The organism is Phaeobacter gallaeciensis (assembly GCF_001678945.1).
GTDB lineage: Bacteria > Pseudomonadota > Alphaproteobacteria > Rhodobacterales > Rhodobacteraceae > Phycobacter > Phycobacter gallaeciensis_A.
In genome coordinates, this window is sequence record NZ_CP015124.1 from 416,715 (window position 1) to 441,505 (window position 24,791).

Consider the following 24,791-nt stretch of genomic DNA (forward strand, 5'->3'; position numbering starts at 1 on the left):
GCTGCCGTCATTGCCCTGCCCCGCAATTCGTTTCCCTCTCCGCGCACATTCCGCGCGGCGCCTTTTAACCTTCCGGCGCGTCTGCCGCGTCCGGTTTTCCACCAAGTGCTACAATCACTTGAGTTGCGCGGTCTTGCAAGTCCCGGCTGACAGTCGCATCCGCCGTAATCGCCTGCAGACGCGCGATTGCGGCCTCGGTCTCACCGGCTTCGATGTCCAGCAGTGCAAGTTGCTCGGACGCCAGCAGCGACAAAGGTGCACCGGGCTGTGCCAGGGCCTCATATTGCAGGCGGCGTTCTTCAAGGCTCAGCGTCTCTGCCTGCAGGGCCAGCGCCTTGAAGCTGGCGATGTGACGGTAAACCAGCGGCAGTTCGCCATCGGTGGCGACTTCACTGAGGACCGCAACGGCGGTCTCGGTATCCTCGGCTTCGGCCAGGGCGCCTGCGCGCATCATCTTGGCCACGGCAGCGCCGGTTTCAGAGCCAGCGGCCACCTGCGCCAGTGCCTCGGCGCGGTCTGCGGGTTCATCAGCTGCCAGCGCGGCAATCATGCCATCGCCAAGCGCCTGCGCTGCGGCGAGTTCCTGCGCCTTGTTATATTCGCGATAGGCGGCACCGCCCACGATGACCACCACGGCCAGACCACCGATCCAGCCATAGCGTTTCAGCATCAGGAACAGGCGGTCCCGGCGCACCTCTTCGGTCACCTCTTCGATAAAGCTGTCGGTGTCGCTCATGAAAATGTCCCCGATATGCCCGGTCTGTGCCGGAAAATTGTCTCACGTGACGCCTCTCTTAACGCGCCTTCGGGTACAAGCCAAGAGCCGCAATATCCGGCAATCCGTGCGCAAGCCTGAAACAATGGGTAAAAATATGAAGTGAACTGCTTTGTTTAGTATGGACAATGCCTACATGCTTACTATGACTTTTTCCCGGGTGTCTGGCGGAACCCTCTTGGAAAGCCGAGCCAATGGCTGCGGCTTGCTCAGTGTTATTTGAGAAAGGCCCGAAATGCGTTTGATACCCCTTCTGACCGCGATTGCCGTCACCGCCGGACTGTATTTCCTGGTCCTGCAGCGGGAGGATCTGTTTGCCTTCGCCCGTGGCGAGACTGCAGCCGAAGCAACAGAGACCGTTGAAAGCGAACCCTCTGCCGAAGGCGCGGCGAGTGTCACGGTCACTGCAGAAAAACGCGTCGGCGTCGTCGTCAAACGCAGCGAAGCGCGGCCGCTCGACAGCGCTGTGATCCTGCGCGGCCAGACACAGGCCGCACGTCAGGTCGAGGTCAAGGCCGAAACAACATCCACCGTGCTGTCAGAGCCGCTGCGCAAGGGCACGCAGGTCAAGGCGGGCGATCTGTTGTGCGAGCTGGATCCGGGCACCCGGCTGGCCGCGCACCAGGAAGCGCAGGCCCGTCTGCTCGAAGCGCGAGCCCGTACCCCCGAAGCCGAAGCCAAGCTGGAAGAAGCCAACGCCCGGCTCAAGGAAGCGACCATCAACCTGACGGCTGCGGAAAAACTGTCGCAGGAAGGCTATGCCTCGGAAACACGGCTGGCGGCGGCGCGGGCGGCCGAACGCACGGCCGTTGCCGGGATCGCTGCGGCGCAGGGTGGTCTGGAAACCTCGCGTGCGGGCATCGAATCCGCGCTGGCGCTGGTCGCCTCCACCAGCAAGGAAATCGACCGGCTGCGTATTACCGCGCCTTTTGATGGCCTCCTGGAAAGCGACACCGCAGAAATCGGCAGCCTGATGCAGCCGGGCAGCCTTTGTGCGACCGTCATCCAGCTGGACACCATCAAGGTGGTGGGCTTTGTGCCGGAAACCGAAGTCAACCGGGTGCATCTTGGCGCGCTGGCCGGGGCCGAACTGGCCAATGGCGCGCGGGTTCAGGGCGAGGTTACATTCGTCAGCCGCTCGGCTGATCCGACCACACGCACCTTTGAGGTCGAAATCACCGTCGACAACCCCGACCTGAAGATCCGCGACGGGCAGACCGCCGATATCGTGATCTCCGCAGAGGGCACCAAGGCGCATCTGCTGCCGCAATCGGCGCTGACTCTCAACAACGATGGGCGGCTCGGCGTGCGGATCGTGCGCGAGGATCAGACCGCCGGTTTCGTTCTGGTATCCCTTCTGCGCGACACGGCCGAGGGCGTCTGGGTCAGCGGCCTGCCGGAAAAGGCTGACGTGATCGTCGTCGGTCAGGACTTCGTCACCGAAGGGGTGCCCGTTGCGCCCACCTATCAGGAGGCGATGCAATGACCGGCATAGTCTCCTGGGCCGCAGACCGGGCCCGTATGGTTCTGGCCTTCATCGTGATCTCGCTCCTGGTGGGCGGGTTTGCCTATGTCAGCCTTCCAAAAGAAGGCGAGCCGGACATCGACATTCCGATGCTGCACGTCTCGGTGCAGTTTCCCGGCATTTCCGCCGAAGACAGCGAAAGTCTGCTGGTCAAGCCGATGGAATCGGAGCTTGTCGATCTGGACGGGCTGAAGGAAATGACCTCCACCGCGGCGGAGAATTACGCGGGTGTGCTGCTGGAGTTCGACTTTGGCTGGGACAAGAGCGCCACAATCGCCGATGTGCGCGATGCGATGAACACAGCGCAGGCGGATTTCCCGTCGGCGGCTGAGCAATACGTCATCAAGGAAATCAACTTTTCCGAATTCCCCATCGTCATCGTCAACCTGACCGGCGATGTGCCGGAACGGACCATGGCGCGCATCGCCAAGGATCTGCAGGACGATCTGGAATCGCTGGATGCGGTGCTGGAGGCCCCCATCGCGGGCAACCGCGATGAGATGGTCGAGGTGGTGATCGACCCGCTGCGGCTGGAATCCTACAACGTGACTGCGCTTGAACTGATCAACGTGGTGCAGAACAACAACCAGCTGATCGCGGCGGGAGAGGTTGAAACCGCGCAAGGCACCTTCTCGATCAAGATCCCGTCGTCCTTTGACGATGTGCGCGACATCTACGCCCTGCCGATCAAGACCAACGGCGACCGGGTGGTCAAGCTGGGGGAACTGGCGCAGATCAACTATACCTTCGAAGATCGCGAAGGCACCGCACGGTTCGACGGCGAAGACACCGTTGCCCTGCAAGTGGTCAAACGCAAAGGGTTCAACCTGATCGACACAGTGGATCTGGTGAAAGAAGCCATCGCCAAATCCGAGGAGAAATGGCCCGCAGAACTGCGCGCGGCGATCTCGCTTGGTACCTCCAACGATCAGAGCCGCGTGGTCGGCTCCATGGTCAGCCAGCTGGAAGGCTCGGTACTGACCGCGATTGCGCTGGTGATGATCGTGGTGCTGTCCTCGCTTGGCAGCCGGGCGGCGCTGCTGGTGGGCTTTGCCATTCCAACCTCTTTCCTGTTGTGCTTTGCACTGCTGGCAGTGATGGGAATCTCTGTCTCCAACATCGTGATGTTCGGTCTGATCCTTGCCGTGGGCATGCTGGTCGATGGCGCCATCGTGGTGGTGGAATACGCCGACAAACGCATCAGCGAAGGCACCGGCCCGATGCACGCCTATGTGGAGGCTGCGCAGCGCATGTTCTGGCCGGTTGTCTCCTCGACCGCGACGACGCTTTGCGCCTTCTTGCCAATGCTGTTCTGGCCCGGTGTGCCGGGTGAGTTCATGGGCATGCTGCCGGTGACACTGATCTTCGTGCTCTCCGCATCGCTGGTGGTGGCGCTGGTCTACCTGCCGGTCATGGGCGGCGTCTCCGGTCGTATTAGCCGGGTGTTCGAAGGCACCTCGCAAGGCCTGCGCGTTGTGCTGCCATGGTGGGCACGGGCGCTGCTGGTGCCGCCGCCGATCTGGGGCATGTTCGCCGGTCTGATGCAGATGCTGAACCCGGGCTACCTGCTGCCCGACGCCGCTGCTGCCGCCATGCCCGGTGCCATCCCGCCGCTCTTTGGCGCGCTGGTCTTTGTGCTGTCGGCCTTTGCCGCCTCCACCGCGCTGGGTGCAGCCCGGATCGAGCGCAAACCAAAGGTGGTCTCTGCAGGCTACCGCCATACGCCGTTCGGCTATTTCATCAAGTTCATCGCGGGCAATCCCATCATGCCTCTGGTCACGATCGCCGCGGTTGCCTTCAGCATCATGACGGTGTTCCAGATGTTCAGCGAGAACAACTATGGCGTCGAGTTCTTCGTGGAATCCGAACCGGAGCAAGCCACGGCATTTGTGAGGGCACGTGGCAATATCTCGCTGCATGAAAAGGACGAGATGGTGCGCCAGGCCGAAGAGGTCATCAAGGCGCATCCGGCGGTGATCAACGTCTTCTCTTTTGCGGGTGAAGGTGGTCTTGATACCGGTGGCCCCGGCGGCGGGCAATCGCCGCAGGATACCGTTGGTCAGGTCCAGTTCGAAATCATCCCCTGGGAAGATCGCCCGACGCAGACGGAAACCTGGTTCTTTGGTCTGCTGACCCGCGAGGTGACTGCTTCGGCCTATGACGGCCATACGGTAATCGACGAACTGAACGCCGAGCTGGAAAAACTGCCGGGCTTTGTGGCCGAATTAAAGGCGCTGGAGCAAGGCCCCGGGTCGGGCAAACCCATCCATCTGCGGATCAAGGGCGACGGCTGGGAGGACCTGACATCCGCCACCGAAACCGCGCGCGCCTATTTCGACGAAATGCCGGGGCTGACGCTGGTTGAGGACACCCTGCCCCTGCCCGGTATCGACTGGCAGATCGACGTGGATGTGGAAAAGGCGGGCCGCTATGGCGCCGATGTGGCCACCGTGGGCGCCATGGTGCAGCTGGTGACACGTGGTATCCTGCTCGACACCATGCGAGTGGACAGCTCGGATGAGGAAATCGAGATCCGCGTGCGCCTGCCCGATGAAGATCGTGTGCTGTCGACGCTGGACAACCTCAAGGTCCGCACCACCGATGGCCTGGTTCCGCTCAGCAACTTCATCACCCGCCAGCCGGTTCCGAAACTGGCGCAGATCAGCCGCGTGCAGCAGCAGCGGTATTATGATGTGAAGGCGGATGTGGAGCCGGGTCTCAGCAAAGTCGTCATAGCCGATCCCGAGACTGGCGAGGACAGGGTCCTGGGCCTGCTAAAAGCGGTCCCCGACACAGTGACGGTGGCCGAGGGGCAAATCACCGCTGCCAATGGCAACCGCTATACGATCTTCGCTCTGGATCAGGCCGATACGGCTGAAGAGCTCGGCACCGCCGTCGCAGAGAACGCCCGGATCCTGCCGGTTAACGCCAATGAACGGCTGGCTGCCATCACCACCTGGCTCGACACCGATCCCTTCCCCAAATCCATCACATGGGAATGGACCGGCGATCAGGAGGAGCAAGAGGAAAGCGGCGCCTTCCTGTCCAAGGCCTTTGCCGGGGCGCTGGGGTTGATGTTCGTGATCCTTCTGGCGCAGTTCAACAGCTTCTACAATTCGGCGCTGGTGCTGCTGGCGGTGGTGCTCTCCACCACCGGGGTACTGATCGGCATGATGGTGATGCAGCAGCCGTTCTCGATCATCATGACGGGCACGGGTATCGTGGCGCTCGCGGGGATCGTGGTGAACAACAACATTGTTCTGATCGACACCTATCAGGAGTTCAGCCAGCACATGCCTCGGATCGAGGCGATCATCCGCACCGCCGAGGCCCGCATCCGTCCCGTGCTGCTGACCACCGTCACCACCATGGCCGGTCTGGCTCCAATGATGTTCGGCATCAGCCTCGACTTCATCGACGGTGGCTACTCCATCAACAGCCCCACCGCGCTGTGGTGGAAACAGCTGGCGACCGCCGTGGTCTTTGGCCTTGGCATTGCCACCGTGCTGACGCTGGTGGTGACGCCATCGCTGCTGTCGATCCGGGTGTGGCTGTCGACCTACCTGTCGTGGATGGGCCGCCTGCTGGCGCGCATCACCGGTGGCCGGTCCAGCCGGATCGCGCAGGATATGCGTCTGGCCAAGAAAGCGCGCAAACTGCCCACGACCGAGCTGCTCTGGGAAGAGATCGACAGGAGCCCGGCAGACGACAGCGAGCCCGACACAGGACCGGGCACAGGCCCCGCCCTGCGCGCAGCGGAGTAAACGCCGTGTCTGCGCAGATAACCAGTTGAAAAAGGGCCTCGCAGGTGCGGGGCCTTTCTTTTCTCTGCGCAGCATTGCGCCTCTGGCGCCCGCACGACTTACAGCAGGGCGGTTTCATCCGCGGATACGTTTTCAATCTTCTTCTGCGCCAGCTCTTCATCGCCTGGGCCGGGCGAAGGTTCCGGGTGCAGCTGACGCGCCCGCGGCGTGTGCTGCAGAACCACCTGAATGGGAAAGTGATCCGAGCCGATGTTGCGGTGCCGCTTCATCGAAACCAGCGTGAAATCGCCCGAGCAGAAGACGTGATCCAGCGGCCAGCGCAGCAGCGGGTAGCCTGCGTGAAAGGTGCTGAAGATCCCCCGCCCGATGCGCGGATCCAAAAGACCGCTCAACTTTTGGAACAGCCGGGTCGATGCCGACCAGGCCACATCGTTGAGATCCCCCATGACCACCACCGGTCCCGCGCTGGCGTCAATGGTCTTGGCCACCAGCAACAGCTCTCCATCCCGTTCGGCAGAGGTCGGGTTCTCCGTCGGGCTGGGTGGCGCCGGGTGCAGGCAATGCAAGGCAACACGCTGTCCCGAAGCAAGAACCACGGAGCCATGCATCGAGGGCACGCCCTCCTCCACCAGAAAGTGGACCTGCGGGTCGATCAACTCGAGCCGGGAATAAAGATGCATGCCGTAGAGGTTATCAAGCGGCTGTTTGACCCTGTAAGGATACCCCGCCTCGATCTGCTCCAGTTGTTCTTCCCACCACGCGTCCGTCTCCACTGTCAGGACCAGATCCGGCTGTGTCTCGCGGATCAGGTCCAGCAGCGGCTGCGCGTTGCGGTTGGTCATCAGGACGTTGGCCACCAGAAGGTTCAACTGATCGTCAGGGCGCATCTGCCGCGCCGATTGGATCTGATAGGGAAAAAGCCGCGTATAGCGGATGATCCGTACGCACTGCAGCGCCGAGCAAAGCAGCAACAGAACGATCAGCGCTTTATCGCCCTGCCCCTGCCAGCCGTAGACCCAGACATAGGCCAGCAAGGCAGCAACGGTGACCGTAGTGATCTGCAAGGCCGGGAATTCAAAGCCCCGCACCCACCAGCCTTCGTGCCGCAGCAGCGGCAGCAGGGTCAAAAGCGGCACTGCGCAGATGAACAGAAAAAGAGCCCAGTCCAGTATCACGTTCATCTTACACTCTTTATCCCGTTCACCCTGCCGCGCGCCTTTGGAACGCCACCCGCTCTGACGGGCTCAGGCGACATCCTGATCCGCTTGCTGGCGCTGCCACAGATGGGCATAACGGCCACCGCGCGCAAGAAGATCCTCGTGAGAGCCTGCTTCCGCGATCTCCCCCTGCTCCAGCACCACGATCTGGTCCGCCTCGGCGACGGTGGAGAGGCGGTGCGCGATAGTGATCACCGTGCGCCCCTGCCCGGCCCGCGCCAGCGCTTCCTTGATCTCGCGCTCGGTATCGGTATCCAGCGCCGAAGTTGCCTCGTCCAGCAGCAGGATCGGCGGGTCCTTCAGTAGGGTACGGGCAATGCCGACGCGCTGTTTTTCACCGCCCGACAGCTTCAGCCCACGTTCGCCCACCTGAGTGTCATAGCCCTGCGGAAGACCGGCGATGAAATCATGGATCTGCGCCGCCCGAGCGGCGTCTTCGATCTCTTGCTGGGTGGCGCCATCGCGGCCATAGGCGATGTTGTAGCGGATGGTGTCGTTGAACAGCACCGTGTCCTGCGGCACAACGCCAATTGCGGCATGCAGGCTTTTCTGGCTGACGTTGCGCACATCCTGCCCGTCGATGGTTAGGGCGCCGCCGGTGACATCGTAAAACCGGAACAACAGCCGCCCGATGGTGGATTTGCCGGACCCGGTGGAGCCGACGATGGCCACCGTCTCACCTGGTTTGGCCTCCATGGTGATGCCCTTCAGGATCTCGCGCTCCGGGTCATAACCGAAATGCAGATCCTCCAACCGGATATGCCCCTTGCTGACCTTCAGCTCAGCCGCATTCGGACGGTCCTTCACATCCGGCGGCTGTTCCAGCAGGTCGAACATTTCGCCCATATCGACGAGGCTCTGGCGGATTTCCCGATAGACCGAGCCGAGGAAGTTCAGGGGCACTGTGATCTGGACCATATAGGCGTTGACCATCACAAAATCACCAACGCTGAGGCTGCCGTTCTGCACGCCGATGGCCGCCATCACCATTACCGTGATCAAACCACCGGTGATGATCACGCTCTGGCCAAAGTTCAGGAAGGCCAGCGAATAGGCGGTCTTCAGCGCCGCCTGCGCATAGGCACGCATGGCCCCGTCATAGCGGGCCGCCTCGCGCTCTTCAGCCCCAAAATATTTGACCGTTTCGAAATTCAGCAGACTATCGATCGCCTTTTGGTTGGCGTCAGTGTCCTGCTTGTTCATCTCGCGGCGCAGTTTCACCCGCCATTCGGTGACCGCCAGCGTGAACCAGACATAAAGCGCAATGGTGATCCCAACTGCCAGCAGATAGCGCGCGTCGAACAGCACCGTCAGAATGATGGCCACCAGCACCAGTTCCAGCACCAGCGGACCGATGGAGAACAAGAGGAACCGCAGCAGGAATTCGACGCCCTTGACCCCGCGTTCGATGATCCGGGACAATCCGCCGGTCTTGCGGGTGATATGATAGCGCATCGACAGTCGGTGAATGTGCTGAAATGTCTCCAGCGCCAGACCGCGTAGCGCCCGCTGGGTGACAGGCGCAAACACCGCATCCCGCAGCTGTTGGAATCCGTTCGTCAGCACCCGCGCCACACCATAGGCGACGGTCAGCCCCACCGCGCCGAGCGCCAGCGGCGGAACGCCTTCACCCGCCAACGCATCCACCGCGCCCTTGTACAGAACCGGCGTATAAACGGCGATTAGCTTGGCCAGGATCAACACCACCATGGCCAGCACGACCCGGTATTTCACGCTCTTCTGGTCTGCGGGCCACAGGTAAGGAACCACCTTGCGCAGGGTGCGCAGGCTTGAGCGGCGTTCCTCGGCCGAGATGGAATCGATGGTGGTGGGGGATCGTCTCATGGCGTTCCTACGGCTGGGCCTTCCGGCGGGCTGGCGATGTCTGATGCGTAACGCCTACTACATACCCCTAACACGAAGCTTGGAAAGGATACGCCGCGCCCCCTGTGGCTGGGGACACGGCGCGTTTCTGGTACACCGAACAAATCAGTCCGGCAGGTTGAACACCTGCCCGGGATAGATCAGGTCGGGATCGCGGATCGCATCCTGGTTGGCCTGGAACACCCGGACATAAAGGAACCCGCTGCCATAGCGTTCCTGCGAGATCGCCCAAAGGGTATCGCCCTTTTGCACCGTGATGGCCCGTACCAGCGGAACCGGCTGATCCGGCGCCTGTCCCGGCTGCTGCGTCTGCGGTTGCAGCACCTCGGGCGCCTCGCGTTTGAAGGGGGTTTCAAGACGACTCAGGACTTCTTCGCCGCTAGCGGAAATTTCATCCAGACGCAGAGTGTAGATGCCCGGTTCCACGGCAGCCAGCGCGCCGCCCCAGCGGCCATCCTCGGCCACGAGGAATTCGGTCTTGAGCGCATTGTCCACGTAGACCCGCACCAAGGCATCCGCGCGGCCACGCCCAGCCAGCAGTACCTCGCCGCTGTCGGAATAGCTGATGGTATCTAGCACGACCTTGCCATTCAGAACCGGCGTAGCGGGCTGCACCAGCTCTACACCATCTGCACCGGCCCTCAGCACGGCAACCGCCGTTGGCTCCGGCTGCGGCGCAGGAACGGTTTCCGCGCTGGCGAGTGTTTCATCGGCCACCGGCTCGCTTTGGGGCGGTGTGGTATCGTCGGGGCCAACAGTGCCGGTCTCGCCCTCCGCGGTTGCCACCTCGAGCTGTGCGGCCTCAGCCTCCACCGGTTGCTCCGGTGCTGCCGTTTCCGCCTCGACCTGCGGCGTGGTGGTTTCGGCTACGACGGGCTGTACTTCTCCCTCGGCTGCGACCGGAGCGGGCGCTCCGCTCTGCTCAGTCGACTGTTCCTGTGAAACGGCCTCAGATGTTTCAACCTGCGCAACCTCCACGGCCTCTTCGCTCTGCGGGGCTGCGGTGTCCTCGGATACTGCCGCAGGCTCGGCCTTGGGCTTCGCGGCATCCTCGGCATCCGCCACCTGCGGCTCTGGCGCCGCTGAGATCGGTGCCAAAATGAACTGATCCTCAGAGGGTTGCTTCTGATCCTCGAACCGCGCCAGAAGCGAGATCACCCGCGGCTGGTCGCTGGGCAGGATACTGGAAAATATCACGAAATCGCCGCTGCCCTGAACCTCGGTCTGTTCCAGAACCGTACCATCCAGCAGTACCTCGACCGCGGCTCCGGCCTGCGCACGACCTGCAACCACCAGGGCACCGTCGGGGTCGACCCGCACCAGATCCAGCGTCGGCGCTTCCAACAGCGGCGCCGCCTCTTCCACGGGCGCCTCTGCGGTGGTGGCGGGGTCTTCAGAAACGGCTGCCTCCTCGGTCGCGGTATCAGCAACATCCGCCTTTGGCGTATCTGCAACGGTGTCGCTTTCATCCGCTGCGGGAACCTCTGCCTCAGGTGCCTGGACTACCGCCGTTTCGCTCTTACCTGTCTCTGTTGGCTCCGCGGTTTCGACGACGGCGGCGGTCTCTGCCGGTGCCTCGGGTGCCTCTGTCGGCGCGATGATCTCGGCTTCGGCTTCTGCCGTCTCCTCAACTGCCGCAGGGGCCGCATCCTCTGCGGCTGCCTGCTGCGGCGCATCGGTCGCAGGTTCAGGCGCGCTTTCCGGAGCGGTCGCAGTTTCAGGTTCAGCCGCGGAATTGGCGGTGTCAACCGTGGTGGTCACGCCAACCGGCTCTTTGGCCGCAGGGGACACCGTCACCTCGGGCTGCACCACCGTGCGCGATGCGGCCTCGTCAGGCCCCTCGCCCCGGTCAAACACCCCCAGCTGCATCAGCACGACGCCGCCCACGATCACGACGACAGAAGCAATACCTCCCATCGCCAGGGGGCTGAGCCCCCCACTTCCAGATGTTTGCGCCATCTTGTTCCTTCCTTGTGCGAGATGTTTTCCCTCGCTTGGTTGAGCCAGCCTACCAATGGGGGTATCTGGGGTCAAAACAACATACCTGTTTCGCTGCCAAACCCTGTCGAAAGGCTATCTCATGAGCATAAAATCCGTCTGTGTGTATTGCGGATCACGTTTTGGAGCAATGGCCAGCTATGCCGCAGCCGCCGAGACCCTTGGAAAAGGGCTCGCCGCACAAGGTCAGCGGCTCGTGTACGGCGCCGGAGACGTCGGCCTGATGGGCACCGTTGCCCGGGCGGCGCAGGCTGCAGGTGGTGAAACCTTTGGGGTGATCCCGGTGCATCTGGAACGACGCGAGGTCGGCAAATCGGATCTCACAACCTATGTGGTGACCGAAACCATGCATGAGCGTAAGAAGGTCATGCTCTATAACGCCGACGCCGTGGTGGTGCTGCCCGGCGGCCCGGGATCGCTGGACGAGTTGTTCGAAGTGCTGACCTGGCGCCAGCTGGGCCTGCACGACAAACCGATCATCGTGGTCAACACCGATGGCTACTGGGACAAGCTGCGCGACCTTCTGGAGCACGTGGTGGCACAGGAATTTGCGGGCGCAGAGATGCAGGATTACCTGACCTGGGTCGACAGCGCTGAAGAAGCACTGGCCAAGCTGAACTCCTGAACCGGAAGGCACTCCGGTTCAGGACCAAACCCAGCCCCCTGGCCCCGGCAAAACGGGGACAGAGATCACTCAAACAGGTGCCAGCGCAGTTTTCACGGCCTCGGCAATTTCTGGCACCGGGTGTTTGGTTAGATCTTTCGGCAGTTCCGCAATCAGCAGTTTGCCGGCATCCCCGCTTAGCTCGGGGCGCAGCGCGCCAAGGCTGCGCGGCGGTGCAATCAAAACCAGCCCGGAGCAGGCCCCGGCGGCCACCCATTTGTTGACCAGCGATGCTACCCCGGCAGCGAAGTCATCTTCGGCCATCTGATGCCAGTCCGCAGGTTCAACCGCGCCAAGCGCAGCTCCTGCTGCCCCGCTGAGCCGTCCGGGTGCCTCTGACCCTTGCGCTCCGTTCGGCGGGTTGGCGATCTCGTCGGCGCGCATCACGCGCAGATCCGCATCTACCGTATCGCTGACGTTCTCCAGAAACAGCGCCTTCTGGCCGTCTGCAACGATGATCCATAGTCCTTTGGGCAATTTAATCATGCGTGTTCCCTTTCCTCCGTTCCGCTTCCTCTGTGCCGCCAGCCAACCGGAAAACATGGCAGGGAACCTTGACGCGTATCAAACTGCCACGAAAAAACCCGCGCCGGTCCGGCGCGGGTTTCGTATCTCGTATCCTGTCGCGGATTACATGCGCGAAGCGACGTTTTCCCAGTTGACCAGGTTGTCCAGGAAGTTGGTCAGGTAGGCCGGGCGCTTGTTGCGGAAATCGATGTAGTAGGAATGCTCCCACACGTCACAACCCAGCAGCGCGGTCTGGCCAAAGCACAGCGGGTTCACGCCATTCTCGGTCTTGGTGACTTTCAGGGCGCCATCGGTATCTTTTACCAGCCAAGCCCAGCCGGAGCCGAACTGACCTGCGCCTGCGGCCGAGAATTCTTCCTTGAACTTGTCAACCGAGCCGAAGCTTTCGACCAGTGCCTTTTCCAGCTCACCCGGCATCGCGGAGGCGCCCGGACCCATCATTTCCCAGAACTGGTTGTGGTTCCACAGCTGGGAGATGTTGTTGAAGATGCCGTTCTGGGCGACGGCGGATTTGTCGTAGGTGCCGACAATGATCTCTTCCAGCGTCTTGCCGTCCCATTCAGTACCGGCGATCAGCTTGTTGCCGTTGTCGACATAGGCCTTGTGGTGCAGATCGTGGTGGTATTCCAGGGTTTCGGCGGACATGCCCTTGGAAGCCAGCGCATCATGTGCATAAGGAAGATCGGGAAGTTCAAAAGCCATATCGGACCCCTGTCAATTTTGTTGCGTTCCTATGCAGATACATGCGGCGCAGCATTCGGCAGGTCAAGGGCCTAGACAAGAAATCCGCGCCATCTGACTGCGACGTCTATGTGCGCAAATGGGAGAGACCGCCATGATCGCCGAGGCCTGGATCCGCGCCCGCAAAGCGCTCTACCGCATGCGGGGCCACTATGCAGGTCAGTTGAACGGCGTTCCCTTTCGGCTGGATCCCTACCATTCCAAGTTCTGGCGCAAGGCCGCGGCAGGCAAGTGGGAGCCGGAGACCTTTCAGGTGCTGGATGCCCATCTGGGCAAGGACCACGATTACCTCGACATCGGCGCCTGGATCGGCCCCACCGTCCTATACGGCGCGCACAAGGCACGGCGGGTGATGTGTTTTGAACCTGACCCCGTTGCCTTCCGCCATCTGGCCTGGAACCTGGAGCTGAACGCCATCGACAATGTCTCGGCCTTTTCCGTGGCGATCAGCCAAGGCTTCGGTCTGGCGCGCATGGCATCTTTTGGTGGCGAAGCCGGAGACAGCATGAGCAGCCTTCTGAACGATGGCGATCACGGATCTGATGTGATGACCATCGGCTGGCAGGATTTCGCGGCAAAAGCGGATCTGTCGCGCGTTTCGCTGGTCAAGCTTGATATCGAAGGCGCCGAATTCGACGTGCTGCCGCAGATGATCCCCTGGCTGAAAGAGCAGCGCCCGGCGCTCTACCTGTCCACCCACGCGCCATTCCTGCCGGAAGAGACCCGCAAGGCGCGGATGGCAGAGCTGGCCGATCTTCTGTCCTTTTACGGCGAATGCCACCCTGACAATGGGGCGCAGGCCGGGTTTGAGGCTCTCACCACCACCCGCGCCTTGACGCAATTCCCCACGTTTCTGTTCAAGTGACGCGTCCTGCGGGGCAGATTATTTGACCCGCTTACACGCGCCGGTGCCGCGGTGACTTCCGTCTCCGCCATGAACGCGCGCGCTGATCGTCGCCTTGGACCGCGCTGCATCAAGCCGCACGGTGTAGGTCGCCGTGGCTGTCCGATTTCCCCGAACGGGCAAGCCCGTCAGGGTCCATTTCATGAGGTATTTCCGTTCCTTCACCACGCTGAATGTCACAGGCAACGGGGCCTTATTGACGTGGTGAATATAAGCATCGTAGGCCATCGCGGTTCCGGCGGCGTCATCCACCACATAAGCGGCCTTGTCCGGGATCCAGCCATAGCTGGTATGGGCTGTATATTCACATTCATAAACAATGGGCGCGCCTGCTGCGGCCAATGGCAGCGCGCAAAGCGACAGAGCCGCTGCTATAGTCACTTTAAACATGTCCAATCCTTGCTTCAAAATTCAGCGTCAAAACAGCAAAACAAACACCTGATTAAAAACAAAAAACGTGCCCCGAGATCCCGGGACACGTTATGGGATGGATCAATTTGGCACAACCCAGAAGGGCCGGGGTCAGTAGACGCCAACCTTCGATTGCGGGTGCGCAGCCGCCTTCAGCAGGTTGAAGACATATCCCGCGACAGAGCGGAAACAGACAATGTGGAAGGTCTCCTCTTCATCCAGCCAGAAGGCCGCAGCCACCTGCGCCATGCGGGTGCGGCGGAAATCGCCGGGGGTGAAGGCTGTCGCATCGAAATCCACCGGACAGACCTTGCCCAGAACCTCGCGCGCACCTGCGCCCGAGAGGTGGAAAAAAGTCCGCGCATCAGAGACATTCACCGCCAGAGCGTGCTCGCCCGACAGAGCTTCTGCCAGCGCCACGGTCTTGGCTTCGGCGTCGGCATATGGCAGCAGCAACAGCAACTCATCCGGGGACATCCAGGCCACGGCGCCGCTCTCGGTGGTGGTGATCCGGCGAGGCGCCGGCACATCTGCGCCGGTGGCCACCTTCACCGCCTGTTGCAGGGTCTTGGAGGACAGATCGCCGCGCAGGGTGATCATCCCCTGCAGACCGGCCTCTTCCAGCGTGGCCATTCCGGCGTAGCTGGCGCCGCCCAGGGCGCTCACAGGATTAGACATTCTGCTTTTCCCCTTCCTTGTCGTAGAAGACCGGATCGACGATCCGTGCCTTGAAAATGGTGCCATCGGTGCCGGGGAAGTCGAGAACCTCTCCCATGCGGTCGGGGCCGTGTTTCACCAGTCCCATCGCGATCCCCTTGCCCAAGGTCGGGGAATAATAGGTCGAGGTTACCCGGCCGATGGTGTTTTTCTGGCCATTGGCATTGACGCCATTGCCGACCGCGTAGGCGCCGTCCGGCAGCACCGACCCGTCGGTCGTCTCAAGCCCCACCAGTTTCCAGCGTTCCGGATCCGCCATATGGCTGCGCAGCTGCGCGCGCTTGCCGATGAAGTCTTCCTTCTTCTTGGAAATCGCCCAGTTCAGCCCCAGATCCTGCGGAATGACCGTACCGTCGGTTTCATCCCCGATCATGATAAAGCCCTTCTCCGCGCGCAGCACGTGCAGGCATTCGGTGCCATAGGGCATCACGCCAAACTCCTGCCCCGCCGCCATCAGCGCATCCCAGAAAGCCTGACCATCAGAGGCGGCGACTGCGATCTCGTAGGACAATTCGCCCGAGAAGGAGATCCGGTAGACCCGGCATTTGAAGCCGCCGATCTCTCCGTCCTTCCATTCCATGAAGGGCAACGCCTCCTTGGAGACATCCAGTCCGCCACCGGCCGCGCCGTTCAGCTTTTCCAGCACCTTGCGCGCCTTGGGACCGACCACCGCGATCTGAGCGTATTGCTCGGTCACATTGGCCACGTAGACTTTCCAGTCCCACCATTCGGTCTGCAGCCATTCTTCCATATGGGCATGAATGCGGTCGGCGCCGCCGGTGGTGGTGTGGCACAGCCAAGTGTCCTCGTCGATGCGGGCAACCACGCCGTCATCCGACAGGAAGCCGTTCTCGGAGCACATCAGACCATAGCGACATTTGCCGACTTTCAGGGTCGACATCATGTTGGTGTACATCATGTCGAGGAACCGCCCGGCGTCGGGGCCTTTGACGATCAACTTGCCCAGGGTCGAGGCATCCAGCATCCCGACGTTCTGGCGGGTGTTGGTGATCTCGCGGTTGACCGCCTCCTTCACGCTTTCGCCGCTGCGCACATAGGCGTAGGGGCGGCGCCAGTGGCCGACCGGTTCCCAGTCGGCGCCATTGCCATCGTGCCAGTCGTACATCGGCGTCTTGCGCAGGGGTTGGAAGATCTCGCCGCGCGCCTCGCCGCCGATCGCACCCATGGAAATGGGGTGATAGGGCGGGCGGAAGGTGGTGGTGCCCACCTGCGGGATTTCCGATCCGAGACTGTCAGCAAGGATCGCCAGACCGTTGATATTGCTGAGTTTACCCTGATCCGTCGCCATGCCAAGCGTGGTGTAACGCTTGGTATGCTCAACGCTTTCATAGCCTTCGCGGGCCGCCAGCTGCACGTCAGAAACCTTGACGTCGTTCTGGAAGTCGAGCCAGGCCTTCATGCGCAGGTTGATTTCCGCACGGGCGGGCATCAGCCAGACCGGCTGCATCGGCGCTTCGTCCTGCGCTTCGCCCTTGGCGGCAGTGGCATCGGCTTTGAACCCGGCCGCAGCGGCGGCCTTGGCCCCGGCCTCGGCGCCATCGGCCAGCACCGCATCCAGTGTCAGCGGGCCGCTGGCAGCGCCAGCGGTCACCACGAAACCTTCGCCATCTGCGCCGAGCGGCGGACGGGAGGGATCGGGGCGGAAATGCGCCTGCGCATCATCCCAGAGCAGCTTGCCGCCGCAATGGGACCACAGGTGCACCACCGGCGACCAGCCGCCGGACATCGCAACTGCATCGGCTTCGACCTCTTCCTGAGCGCCGCCCTGACCGTTCTGGGCGCAGATCGCGACCTTGGTCACATGTTTGCCGTCCTTGACCTTGGCGATGCCGCGGCCGCATTCGACACGGATACCAAGCGCGCGGACCTCATCCATCAGGGCGCCGCCACCGGCTTCGCGGGTGTCGAGCACCCGTACCACCTCGACGCCTGCACCATGCAGCGCCAGCGCGGTGCGATAGGCATCGTCGTTGTTGGTCGCTACCACCACGCGCTGCCCCGGGGTCGCGCCCCAGTTCACCACGTAGTCGCGCATCGCTGCGGCCAGCATCACGCCGGGCACATCGTTGCCAGCAAAGGACAGCGGCCGTTCAATGGCACCAGTTGCGGTGACGATCTGTTTTGCACGGATCCGCCACAGGCGGTGGCGCGGACCACCCTGCCCCGGTGTGTGATCGGTCAGCCGCTCGTATCCCAGAGCATAGCCGTGATCATAGACGCCCGAACCCATGCAGCGGTTGCGCAGGGTGACGTTCTCCATCGCGGTGAGTTCCGCCAGCGCCTGTTCCACCCAGGCTTCGGGATCGTCGCCATCGATGGTCCCGCCATCGACCGGCGCCCGACCGCCCCAATGGGCGTTCTGTTCGATCACCAGCACCTTGGCGCCCGAACGGCCCGCCGTCAGCGCCGCCTGAAGGCCTGCGACACCGCCGCCAACAACCAGAACATCAGCAAAGAAATAGAAGTGTTCGTAGGTATCCGCGTCCTTCAGTTCGCGGTCGGGTGCCTGACCCAGACCTGCGGATTTGCGGATGATCGGCTCGTAGACGTGTTTCCAGAAGGGTTTGGGGTGGATGAACGTCTTGTAATAGAAACCAGCAGGCAGGAACCGCGCCAGCTTGTTGTTCACCACGCCCACGTCGAACTCAAGGCTGGGCCAGTGGTTCTGCGACTGGGCGCTGAGGCCCGAGAACAGCTCGGTCGTCGTGGCGCGCTGGTTCGGTTCGAACCGCGCCCCGGTGCCGAGACCGACCAGCGCGTTGGGCTCTTCCGCGCCCGAGGCAACCAGCCCGCGCGGGCGGTGGTATTTGAAGGATCGGCCCACCAGCAGCTGATCGTTGGCGAGCAGGGCCGAGGCCAGCGTATCCCCGGCATAGCCCGTCATCCGCGTGCCGTTGAAGGTGAACTCGATGGGTTTGGAGCGGTCGATCAACCGGCCCTGATTGGCAAGACGCGTGCTCATGCTGCGAACCTTTCACGATAAAAGGCGGTGATAATCGGTGTGTGTCCCGCGAAACGGGCCACGCCCGGCTGCGGTCGGTCTGTGCGACGAAGTGCGTCTGTCATGACCTGGCATCCGAAAACTCGCGCCAGCTCCAGCCGGGGCGTTTGGCGGTGATCGCGTCGCGGATTTCCTGCGGCGGCTCGGTGGTTTGCGCCGAATAGGTGCCAAAAACCTCAAGCGTCATGGTGCAGCGGGCCGCGTGGAACCACTTGCCGCAGCCATTGACGTGCCGCCAGCGTTCGAAATGCACGCCTTTGGGATTTTCCCGCATGAACAGATAATCATGGAACTCATCATCCGAGGAGCCGGGACCAAAGCGCGTCAGATGCGCCTCACCGCCACCGTGCAGTTCGGTTTCTTCGGCTTTGACGCCGCAATAGGGGCATTCAAGGATCAGCATGGGCCATGCTCCGGTTTGGTCTGGTCTACTGCCCCCGAACCGAGGGCGGGGATCGGGCACGATGCGACGCAGGGCGTCACATTGGATGAACGAAGGGAAGCAACCATCAGTGCGCCACCCCGGCTGCGACGCTCTCGTCGATGAATTTGCCTTCCTTGAAGCGCATCATGGAAAATTCCTCGGCCAGCGGCGAATGGCCGGTTGCCATCAGCTCGGCCATGGCCCAGCCAGATCCCGGGATCGCCTTGAAGCCGCCGGTGCCCCAGCCTGCGTTGACGAAACAGTTTTGCACCGGCGTTTTCGAGATGATGGGCGAGCGGTCGCCGGTGACATCCACGATACCGCCCCACTGGCGCAGCATCTTCAGGCGCGACACCATCGGGAAGGTTTCGTTCAGCGCACGCACGGTTTCCTCGATGTGGTGGAAGGACCCGCGCTGGGTGTAATTGTTGTAGCCATCGGTACCGCCACCAATCACCATCTCGCCCTTGTCGGACTGGCTCATGTAGCCGTGCACGGTGTTGGCCATGACGACCACATCCATGCAGGGTTTGATCGGTTCAGAGACCAGCGCCTGCAGCGCCACGCTTTCGACCGGCAGGCGGAAGCCCGCCATCTGGGAAAGGTGCGAACAGTTGCCTGCAACCACCATGCCCAGCTTATCGCAATCGATCGCGCCCTTACTGGTGTCGACACCGATGACCCGGCCGCCTTCAGTGCGCACGCCGGTGACTTCACATTGCTGGATGATGTCCATGCCCATGGCCGAACACGCCCGGGCATAGCCCCAGGCCACCGCATCGTGACGCGCGGTGCCGCCGCGCTCCTGCCACAGGCCACCCAGCACAGGGTAACGCGGCCCTTCAAGGTTGATGATCGGCACCAGTTCCTTGACGCGCGCGGGTTCGATCCACTCGGTAGACACGCCCTGCAGCGCGTTGGCATGGGCCGTGCGCTTGTAGCCGCGCACCTCATGCTCGGTCTGGGCCAGCATGATGACGCCGCGCGGAGAAAACATGACGTTATAGTTCAGATCCTGGCTCATATCCTCGTATAGGGAACGCGCCTTTTCATAGATCGCCGCCGACGGATCTTGCAGGTAGTTCGAGCGGATGATGGTGGTGTTGCGCCCGGTGTTGCCGCCGCCCAGCCAGCCCTTTTCCAGCACCGCCACATTGGTGATGCCGAAATTCTTGCCAAGGTAATAGGCCGTGGCAAGGCCGTGCCCGCCCGCGCCGACGATGATCACATCATAGTGGCGTTTGGGCTCGGGGGCGCGCCAGGCGCGTTCCCATCCGGTGTGGTAGCGCAGGGCCTCCCGCGCGACTGCAAAGGCTGAATAGCGTTTCATGAGCGAATCCGATGATGCGTGTCTGTTCTTGGGTATGCCCGAGGGGCGGTTCAGGGCCGTGCCGTTTATCGTCGCATTTGTGCATAGTTGCGACATCACCTTTGTACCACGTCTGCGACCTTGCCGCACGGGGTCTGCCCAGCCCGACGACCGCCCCACTTACTGGGCACGACAGGGTGACGCAGCAGTTAGGTCTTTTTTCCGCGCCTGCGGAGATATAGATGGAGATCAAACATCGGAGTAAGCATGGTTTTCTGGATCCTCATCGCATTCATGGCCTTGGCCATCGCCGGATTGATGGCATTGGTTCTGTTGCGCAGCCGCGCAACGGGAGAGCCGCCTGCGGCCTATGACCTGCGCGTCTATCGCCAGCAATTGCGCGACGTGGACAAGGATCTGGCCCGTGGCGTGATCAACGAAGCCGACGCCGGCCGTATCCGCACCGAGGTCTCCCGCCGCATTCTGGCCGCCGATGCGCAACTGCAGGAACAGACCGAAGGCGCGCGGCAACCCCGGATGGCGACCCGCGCGGTGGCGGTGATCATCGTTCTGGGGATCTGTGGCGGAACACTGGCGATATACGCGACGCTGGGCGCACCAGGCTATGGTGACCTCAGCCTCAAGAGCCGCATCGCCATGGCGCAGGAGCGCGCCGACAGCCGCCCCAGCCAGGGCGAAGCTGAAGCCCAGGTGCCGCCTTTCCCGGCGCCCGAAGTCGAAGACAGCTACCGTCAGCTCGTCGATCAACTGCGCCAGACCGTGGCCAAGCGTGAAGACGACGCTCAGGGTCAGGCCCTGCTGGTACAGCACGAAGCGAACCTCGGCAATTTCATCGCGGCCTATCAGGCCAAGGAAAAGTATATCAACATCATGTCCGGCGATGTGGAAGCCGCCGATTTCGGCGAGCTGGCCGAGCTGATGATCATGGCAGCCGGTGGCTATGTCTCTCCCGAAGCGGAAAAGGCGCTAAGCCAGACGCTGCGACTGGACCCGGAAAACGGACCGGCACGCTATTACTACGGGTTGATGCTGGGACAGGTGGGACGGCCTGACCTCTCCTACCAGATCTGGGCGGAAACCCTGCGCAAGGGCAATGCCGATGATCCCTGGGTCCGCGGCATTCAAAGCCAGATCGAAGAGATGGCCGTGCGCGCCGGGGTCGATTATCAGCCGATCCAGCCCAAAGGCGCGCCGACCCCGCCCTTTGCTGGCGCCATGCCCGGCCCAGATGCGGCGGACGTGGAAAACGCCGCCGAGATGAGCGAAGCCGACCGGGCCGAGATGATCCGCGGCATGGTGGCTCGCCTGTCGGACAGGCTCGCGACCGAAGGTGGCACGGTTCAGGAATGGTCCCGTCTGATCGGGGCGCTGGGGGTGCTTGGCGATCTGGATCAGGCCCGCGTCATCTATGACGAAGCCCGCCAGACCTTTGCCGGGGACGCCGCCGCGCTTGACATGATCAACGACGCCGCCCGTCAGGCAGGGGTGTCAGAATGATCCTTGATACCTTTGAAGAATTCGCCGCCGCCCTGCCCTCTTACTCTGCGCTGGTCGGGCTGGATCTGGGCGAGAAAACCATCGGGGTTGCCGTCTCGGACCGGATCGGCGCGGTGGCCACACCGCTGGAAACCATCCGGCGCAAGAAGTTCACCCTCGACAGTGCGCGCCTGCTGGAGATCATCAAGGAACGCGAGGTGGGCGGCATCCTGCTCGGCCTGCCGCGCAATATGGATGGCAGCGAAGGAGCTCGCTGCCAATCCACCCGCGCCTTTGCCCGCAACCTGACGCGACTGACCGAACTGCCGATCGGCTTCTGGGACGAAAGGCTGAGTACAGTTGCCGCAGAAAAAGCCCTGCTGGAGGCGGATACGTCCCGCAAACGCCGCTCCGAGGTGATCGACCATGTCGCCGCCTCCTATATCCTGCAGGGAGCGCTGGATCGGATGAGGCATTTGGGCAATGGATGACGGCATGAGCGACAAGGTCTGGAAACGCGACGAAATTCAGTCGCCTTGCATCAAGATCTGTGTGGTTCACCCCGCAGAGCGGATCTGTACCGGCTGCTACCGCTCGATTGACGAAATTACCCAGTGGTCTCGGATGAGCAATGATGAACGCGCTGCGGTGATGGAAGAACTGCCGGGGCGTGCCGCCGGGCTGACCAAACGCCGTGGCGGTCGCGCTGCCCGGCTGGAGCGCAAATAACGCCGCCCGCGTACAGCGGTCAGTCAGCACAGGATTGATGGTTCACCGGTCTCCTGCTGACGGATGCCTCAGGCGGCAGAGCGCTCTGCCACCTGTGACAGCGCTTCCAACACCAAATCAGGACCGGCCCCCGGACGGTTCGCCCTCTCGGAGAGGATCCGCCGCCATGCACGCGCGCCGGGTTTACCGGCAAAAAGACCCAGCATATGTCGGGTAATCTGATGCAGCCGCGCGCCATCGCTCAACTGCCGCTCGATATAGGGAAGCATCTCATGCACCACGGCGGATGCGTCGCGCGGCTCGCCGGTGCCATAGATCACCGGGTCGGCAGCCGACAGAATATCGGCGGGCTGGTGATAGGCCGCGCGTCCGACCATGACACCATCAAGACCCCGGTCCAGATGTTCCCGCGCCGCGTCCAGGGAGGCAATGCCACCGTTCAGTGAGATATGCAGATCGGGAAACGCCGCCTTCATCTGATGCACCAGATCGTAATCTAGCGGCGGGATATCCCTGTTTTCCTTGGGTGACAGCCCTTGCAACCAGGCTTTGCGCGCGTGGATCGTCACGCGTCGGCAACCCGCAGCGCGAATTTTCTCCAGAAACACCGGCAGGATGTCCTGCGGTTCCTGCTCATCAACGCCGATGCGGCATTTCACGGTGACATCGACCTGCACCTTACCGCGCATGGCCGCCACGCACTCCGCCACCAGATCCGGCGTTTGCATCAGAACCGCCCCGAAGGCACCGGATTGCACCCTATCGCTGGGACAACCGCAATTGAGGTTCACCTCATCATAGCCCGCCTCTTCGCCAAGCCGCGCGGCCTCGGCCAGTTCCTGCGGCTCGGACCCGCCCAGCTGCAGCGCCACCGGGTGCTCCTCGGGATTGAAGGCCAGCAGATGCAAGGCCCCACCCCGCACCAGCGCAGGTGCGGTGACCATTTCTGTGTATAGGAGTGTCTCACGGCTCAACAGGCGATGCAGGTAACGACAGTGCCTGTCGGTCCAGTCCATCATCGGCGCCACGCTCAGGCGCGCGGCTTGTTCCAGCTTGGTATTCACAGCCTTGGCTCCATCCTCAATACGGCCTGCCTTCGGCGCAGGCCGGGGTGCCCAGTCGTACGCGATTCGACAGGGCTGGGGTGTAGCACATTTCACCGGAGGCAACAGGGAGCCACGGGAATCCCCCAGCGCCGTGAACGTCGCCCCCCTGCCCCAAACCAGATTTCGCGGCGAATAACCGCCCCGAACAAGGCAGGAATTGCCCACTGCGAGCATTGCAGACAGGCCATCCTGAAGGACCTTAGAACCGGACATTTCTCCCCTCGAAAAACATTGGATTTTTTGCCGAAAATGGTCTTGCAATCCCCCCCGAAATACATCAGAAGTGCGCCTCACGGAGAGGTGGCCGAGTGGTCGAAGGCGCACGCCTGGAAAGTGTGTAGGCGGGAAACCGTCTCCAGGGTTCGAATCCCTGTCTCTCCGCCATACCCCCCCCTTAGATGCTAAATTTTCAGAACCGGTTGTGGCTGGATTTCGTTGCCATTTCAGGCGACCATGTGGGCGTGGCCCAGCGCCGGGCGTCTACGTCTCCATGGCTAAAGGAGCGGTCACACGAACGCTCCACGCCATTGATCTTTGTCAACGTGCTGGACCTGTGGGCTGCGATAATGCCCCAGCGCCCGACAGAGCGGGCGCCCTGCGGAGGCACAGGGTGAAACACAGATCGAAACAATCGCATAAACCGGAGCCGGCGCACCCCGAGCGGCGGCAAACGGACCTGCCTTGGAAGACCCCGAAGCCCTCTCATGAAGATCCGGAGGCTCTGTCTCTGGTCCAGGCGATCATGAGGTCACCAGAGTACAGGCGCGCGGACGAGGACATCGATTACCTGCAAAGTGAAGACACCCGCGGCGTCCGGCTGCAGTTGGACTATCTCAAGGCAGAGCGGCTCCTTGAGCACCATCGGATCAAACACTCCATTGTGGTCTTCGGAAGCACCCGGATCCCGGAGCCGAAAGCCGCCCAGCGCAAGGTGGCAGAGCTCGAGGCGGTTCAGAACGGTCCTTCAGAGCACTGGCCTTCGGGCCTCGAACGCGATCTGAGGATCGCAAGGCGTCTACTGGACAAAAGCCACTATTACGAGGTTGCGCGTGAATTCGGACGCATCGTCGGGGCACAAGAGCAAACGAACGGCGACAAGCTGGCACTGGTTACGGGCGGAGGGCCGGGCCTGATGGAAGCCGCAAACCGCGGTGCGCATGATATGGACGCAACAACCGTGGGACTGAACATTACCCTGCCGCACGAGCAGTTCCCAAACCCCTATCTGACCCCCGGATTTTGTTTCCGGTTCCACTATTTCGCGATCAGAAAGCTCCATTTCCTGCTCCGGGCACGAGCCCTGGTGATCTTTCCGGGCGGCTATGGCACGCTTGATGAGTTCTTTGAGGCCCTCACCCTGATCCAGACCCGTAAGATCGCGCCGATGCCCCTTATCCTGGTCGGAGAAGACTACTGGCGCGGCGCCTTTGATCCCGAATTTTTGGTCGACGAGGGTGTCATCGCCCCCGAGGACCGGGACCTTTTCTGGTTCGCCGAAACGGCCGAGGAAATCTGGGAGGACATCCAACGCTGGTACGCCCGTGCCGGAAAATCCATCGTCGAACAGGAGGAATAG

20 protein-coding genes and 1 tRNA gene are annotated in these 24,791 nt (G+C 62.2%); 9 read left to right on the plus strand and 12 right to left on the minus strand.

The window, feature by feature from the left end; genetic code table 11:
• Positions 1-64: 64 nt before the first annotated feature.
• Positions 65-736 (minus strand): hypothetical protein, encoded by a 672-nt coding sequence (locus JL2886_RS01945; RefSeq protein ID WP_065270477.1) that lies wholly within the window; start codon positions 734-736, stop codon positions 65-67.
• 274 nt (positions 737-1,010) lie between these two features.
• Here JL2886_RS01945 and JL2886_RS01950 point away from each other — a divergent pair, with 274 nt between their 5' ends.
• Together JL2886_RS01950 and JL2886_RS01955 are read left to right on the plus strand one after the other, a co-directional pair.
• Positions 1,011-2,261: an efflux RND transporter periplasmic adaptor subunit gene (locus JL2886_RS01950; protein ID WP_065270478.1), complete on the plus strand. Its 1,251-nt coding sequence runs from the start codon at positions 1,011-1,013 to the stop codon at positions 2,259-2,261.
• Entirely contained in the window at positions 2,258-6,064 is a 3,807-nt protein-coding gene (locus JL2886_RS01955) for an efflux RND transporter permease subunit (protein WP_065270479.1), read from the plus strand. The genes JL2886_RS01950 and JL2886_RS01955 overlap by 4 nt, the downstream gene beginning before the upstream one ends.
• A gap of 98 nt (positions 6,065-6,162) precedes the next feature.
• Here the strand turns inward: JL2886_RS01955 and JL2886_RS01960 are convergent, their stop codons facing one another.
• The 3 genes from JL2886_RS01960 to JL2886_RS01970 all read right to left on the minus strand — a co-directional run bounded on the left by JL2886_RS01960 (position 6,163) and on the right by JL2886_RS01970 (position 11,124).
• Positions 6,163-7,245: an endonuclease/exonuclease/phosphatase family protein gene (locus JL2886_RS01960; RefSeq protein ID WP_065270480.1), complete on the minus strand. Its 1,083-nt coding sequence runs from the start codon at positions 7,243-7,245 to the stop codon at positions 6,163-6,165.
• Positions 7,246-7,308: 63 nt separating this feature from the next.
• Positions 7,309-9,126, minus strand: a complete 1,818-nt coding sequence (locus JL2886_RS01965; protein ID WP_065270481.1) for an ABCB family ABC transporter ATP-binding protein/permease — start codon at positions 9,124-9,126, stop codon at positions 7,309-7,311.
• Between the two features lie 144 nt (positions 9,127-9,270).
• Positions 9,271-11,124, minus strand: coding sequence for a LysM peptidoglycan-binding domain-containing protein (locus JL2886_RS01970; RefSeq protein ID WP_082995965.1), 1,854 nt, complete (start codon positions 11,122-11,124; stop codon positions 9,271-9,273).
• A gap of 121 nt (positions 11,125-11,245) precedes the next feature.
• Here JL2886_RS01970 and JL2886_RS01975 point away from each other — a divergent pair, with 121 nt between their 5' ends.
• Entirely contained in the window at positions 11,246-11,788 is a 543-nt protein-coding gene (locus tag JL2886_RS01975) for a TIGR00730 family Rossman fold protein (RefSeq protein ID WP_065273483.1), read from the plus strand.
• A gap of 69 nt (positions 11,789-11,857) precedes the next feature.
• Here the strand turns inward: JL2886_RS01975 and JL2886_RS01980 are convergent, their stop codons facing one another.
• Both JL2886_RS01980 and JL2886_RS01985 read right to left on the minus strand, forming a co-directional pair.
• Complete coding sequence (locus JL2886_RS01980) at positions 11,858-12,313, minus strand: host attachment family protein (protein WP_065273484.1); 456 nt, start codon at positions 12,311-12,313, stop codon at positions 11,858-11,860.
• A 144-nt stretch (positions 12,314-12,457) separates the two neighbouring features.
• The gene (locus JL2886_RS01985) at positions 12,458-13,057 is read right to left on the minus strand and encodes a superoxide dismutase (protein WP_065270482.1); all 600 of its coding nucleotides are present in this window, start codon (positions 13,055-13,057) and stop codon (positions 12,458-12,460) included.
• A 133-nt stretch (positions 13,058-13,190) separates the two neighbouring features.
• On the opposite strand from JL2886_RS01985, the gene JL2886_RS01990 reads away from it, so the two are divergent.
• A complete protein-coding gene (locus JL2886_RS01990) occupies positions 13,191-13,961 on the plus strand; it encodes an FkbM family methyltransferase (protein ID WP_065273485.1) in 771 nt (256 codons plus the stop codon).
• Positions 13,962-13,979: 18 nt separating this feature from the next.
• On the opposite strand, the gene JL2886_RS01995 is transcribed toward JL2886_RS01990, so the two are convergent.
• The 5 genes from JL2886_RS01995 to JL2886_RS02015 all read right to left on the minus strand — a co-directional run bounded on the left by JL2886_RS01995 (position 13,980) and on the right by JL2886_RS02015 (position 19,904).
• Complete coding sequence (locus tag JL2886_RS01995) at positions 13,980-14,390, minus strand: hypothetical protein (RefSeq protein WP_133245340.1); 411 nt, start codon at positions 14,388-14,390, stop codon at positions 13,980-13,982.
• A gap of 132 nt (positions 14,391-14,522) precedes the next feature.
• Complete coding sequence (locus JL2886_RS02000) at positions 14,523-15,089, minus strand: sarcosine oxidase subunit gamma (protein ID WP_065270484.1); 567 nt, start codon at positions 15,087-15,089, stop codon at positions 14,523-14,525.
• A complete protein-coding gene (locus JL2886_RS02005; protein WP_065270485.1) occupies positions 15,082-18,111 on the minus strand; it encodes a sarcosine oxidase subunit alpha family protein in 3,030 nt (1,009 codons plus the stop codon). Before JL2886_RS02005 ends, JL2886_RS02000 begins: the two co-directional genes overlap by 8 nt.
• Before the next feature lie 100 nt (positions 18,112-18,211).
• A complete protein-coding gene (locus tag JL2886_RS02010) occupies positions 18,212-18,553 on the minus strand; it encodes a sarcosine oxidase subunit delta (RefSeq protein ID WP_065270486.1) in 342 nt (113 codons plus the stop codon).
• A gap of 106 nt (positions 18,554-18,659) precedes the next feature.
• Positions 18,660-19,904, minus strand: a complete 1,245-nt coding sequence (locus JL2886_RS02015; protein ID WP_065270487.1) for a sarcosine oxidase subunit beta family protein — start codon at positions 19,902-19,904, stop codon at positions 18,660-18,662.
• Positions 19,905-20,150: 246 nt separating this feature from the next.
• Here JL2886_RS02015 and ccmI point away from each other — a divergent pair, with 246 nt between their 5' ends.
• From ccmI to JL2886_RS02030, 3 genes are read left to right on the plus strand one after another with little or no spacing between them, the layout of a single operon-like run.
• Entirely contained in the window at positions 20,151-21,401 is a 1,251-nt protein-coding gene (ccmI, locus tag JL2886_RS02020) for a c-type cytochrome biogenesis protein CcmI (protein ID WP_065270488.1), read from the plus strand.
• Complete coding sequence (gene ruvX, locus JL2886_RS02025) at positions 21,398-21,871, plus strand: Holliday junction resolvase RuvX (RefSeq protein WP_065270489.1); 474 nt, start codon at positions 21,398-21,400, stop codon at positions 21,869-21,871. Before ccmI ends, ruvX begins: the two co-directional genes overlap by 4 nt.
• Before the next feature lie 4 nt (positions 21,872-21,875).
• On the plus strand, positions 21,876-22,109 hold the full coding sequence (locus JL2886_RS02030) for a DUF1289 domain-containing protein (protein ID WP_065273486.1): 234 nt from the start codon (positions 21,876-21,878) through the stop codon (positions 22,107-22,109).
• Between the two features lie 68 nt (positions 22,110-22,177).
• On the opposite strand, the gene dusA is transcribed toward JL2886_RS02030, so the two are convergent.
• On the minus strand, positions 22,178-23,173 hold the full coding sequence (dusA, locus tag JL2886_RS02035; protein ID WP_274840675.1) for a tRNA dihydrouridine(20/20a) synthase DusA: 996 nt from the start codon (positions 23,171-23,173) through the stop codon (positions 22,178-22,180).
• A 336-nt stretch (positions 23,174-23,509) separates the two neighbouring features.
• On the opposite strand from dusA, the gene JL2886_RS02040 reads away from it, so the two are divergent.
• Together JL2886_RS02040 and JL2886_RS02045 are read left to right on the plus strand one after the other, a co-directional pair.
• Positions 23,510-23,599 (plus strand) — tRNA-Ser (locus JL2886_RS02040).
• Positions 23,600-23,957: 358 nt separating this feature from the next.
• Positions 23,958-24,791, plus strand: coding sequence for an LOG family protein (locus tag JL2886_RS02045; RefSeq protein ID WP_237028408.1), 834 nt, complete (start codon positions 23,958-23,960; stop codon positions 24,789-24,791).

Bases quoted from the DNA above. Each gene is read 5' to 3' on its own strand.
- JL2886_RS01960 (WP_065270480.1), bottom strand. From the start codon at position 7,245: ATGAACGTGATACTGGACTGGGCTCTTTTTCTGTTCATCTGCGCAGTG.
- JL2886_RS01975 (WP_065273483.1), top strand. From the start codon at position 11,246: ATGAGCATAAAATCCGTCTGTGTGTATTGCGGATCACGTTTTGGAGCA.
- JL2886_RS01970 (WP_082995965.1), bottom strand. From the start codon at position 11,124: ATGGCGCAAACATCTGGAAGTGGGGGGCTCAGCCCCCTGGCGATGGGA.
- JL2886_RS02000 (WP_065270484.1), bottom strand. From the start codon at position 15,089: ATGTCTAATCCTGTGAGCGCCCTGGGCGGCGCCAGCTACGCCGGAATG.
- JL2886_RS01995 (WP_133245340.1), bottom strand. From the start codon at position 14,390: ATGTTTAAAGTGACTATAGCAGCGGCTCTGTCGCTTTGCGCGCTGCCA.
- JL2886_RS01980 (WP_065273484.1), bottom strand. From the start codon at position 12,313: ATGATTAAATTGCCCAAAGGACTATGGATCATCGTTGCAGACGGCCAG.
- JL2886_RS01950 (WP_065270478.1), top strand. From the start codon at position 1,011: ATGCGTTTGATACCCCTTCTGACCGCGATTGCCGTCACCGCCGGACTG.
- JL2886_RS01965 (WP_065270481.1), bottom strand. From the start codon at position 9,126: ATGAGACGATCCCCCACCACCATCGATTCCATCTCGGCCGAGGAACGC.
- JL2886_RS01945 (WP_065270477.1), bottom strand. From the start codon at position 736: ATGAGCGACACCGACAGCTTTATCGAAGAGGTGACCGAAGAGGTGCGC.
- JL2886_RS01990 (WP_065273485.1), top strand. From the start codon at position 13,191: ATGATCGCCGAGGCCTGGATCCGCGCCCGCAAAGCGCTCTACCGCATG.
- JL2886_RS02010 (WP_065270486.1), bottom strand. From the start codon at position 18,553: ATGCTGATCCTTGAATGCCCCTATTGCGGCGTCAAAGCCGAAGAAACC.
- JL2886_RS02005 (WP_065270485.1), bottom strand. From the start codon at position 18,111: ATGAGCACGCGTCTTGCCAATCAGGGCCGGTTGATCGACCGCTCCAAA.
- JL2886_RS02030 (WP_065273486.1), top strand. From the start codon at position 21,876: ATGAGCGACAAGGTCTGGAAACGCGACGAAATTCAGTCGCCTTGCATC.
- ccmI (WP_065270488.1), top strand. From the start codon at position 20,151: ATGGTTTTCTGGATCCTCATCGCATTCATGGCCTTGGCCATCGCCGGA.
- JL2886_RS02045 (WP_237028408.1), top strand. From the start codon at position 23,958: ATGAGGTCACCAGAGTACAGGCGCGCGGACGAGGACATCGATTACCTG.
- ruvX (WP_065270489.1), top strand. From the start codon at position 21,398: ATGATCCTTGATACCTTTGAAGAATTCGCCGCCGCCCTGCCCTCTTAC.
- JL2886_RS01985 (WP_065270482.1), bottom strand. From the start codon at position 13,057: ATGGCTTTTGAACTTCCCGATCTTCCTTATGCACATGATGCGCTGGCT.
- JL2886_RS02015 (WP_065270487.1), bottom strand. From the start codon at position 19,904: ATGAAACGCTATTCAGCCTTTGCAGTCGCGCGGGAGGCCCTGCGCTAC.
- JL2886_RS01955 (WP_065270479.1), top strand. From the start codon at position 2,258: ATGACCGGCATAGTCTCCTGGGCCGCAGACCGGGCCCGTATGGTTCTG.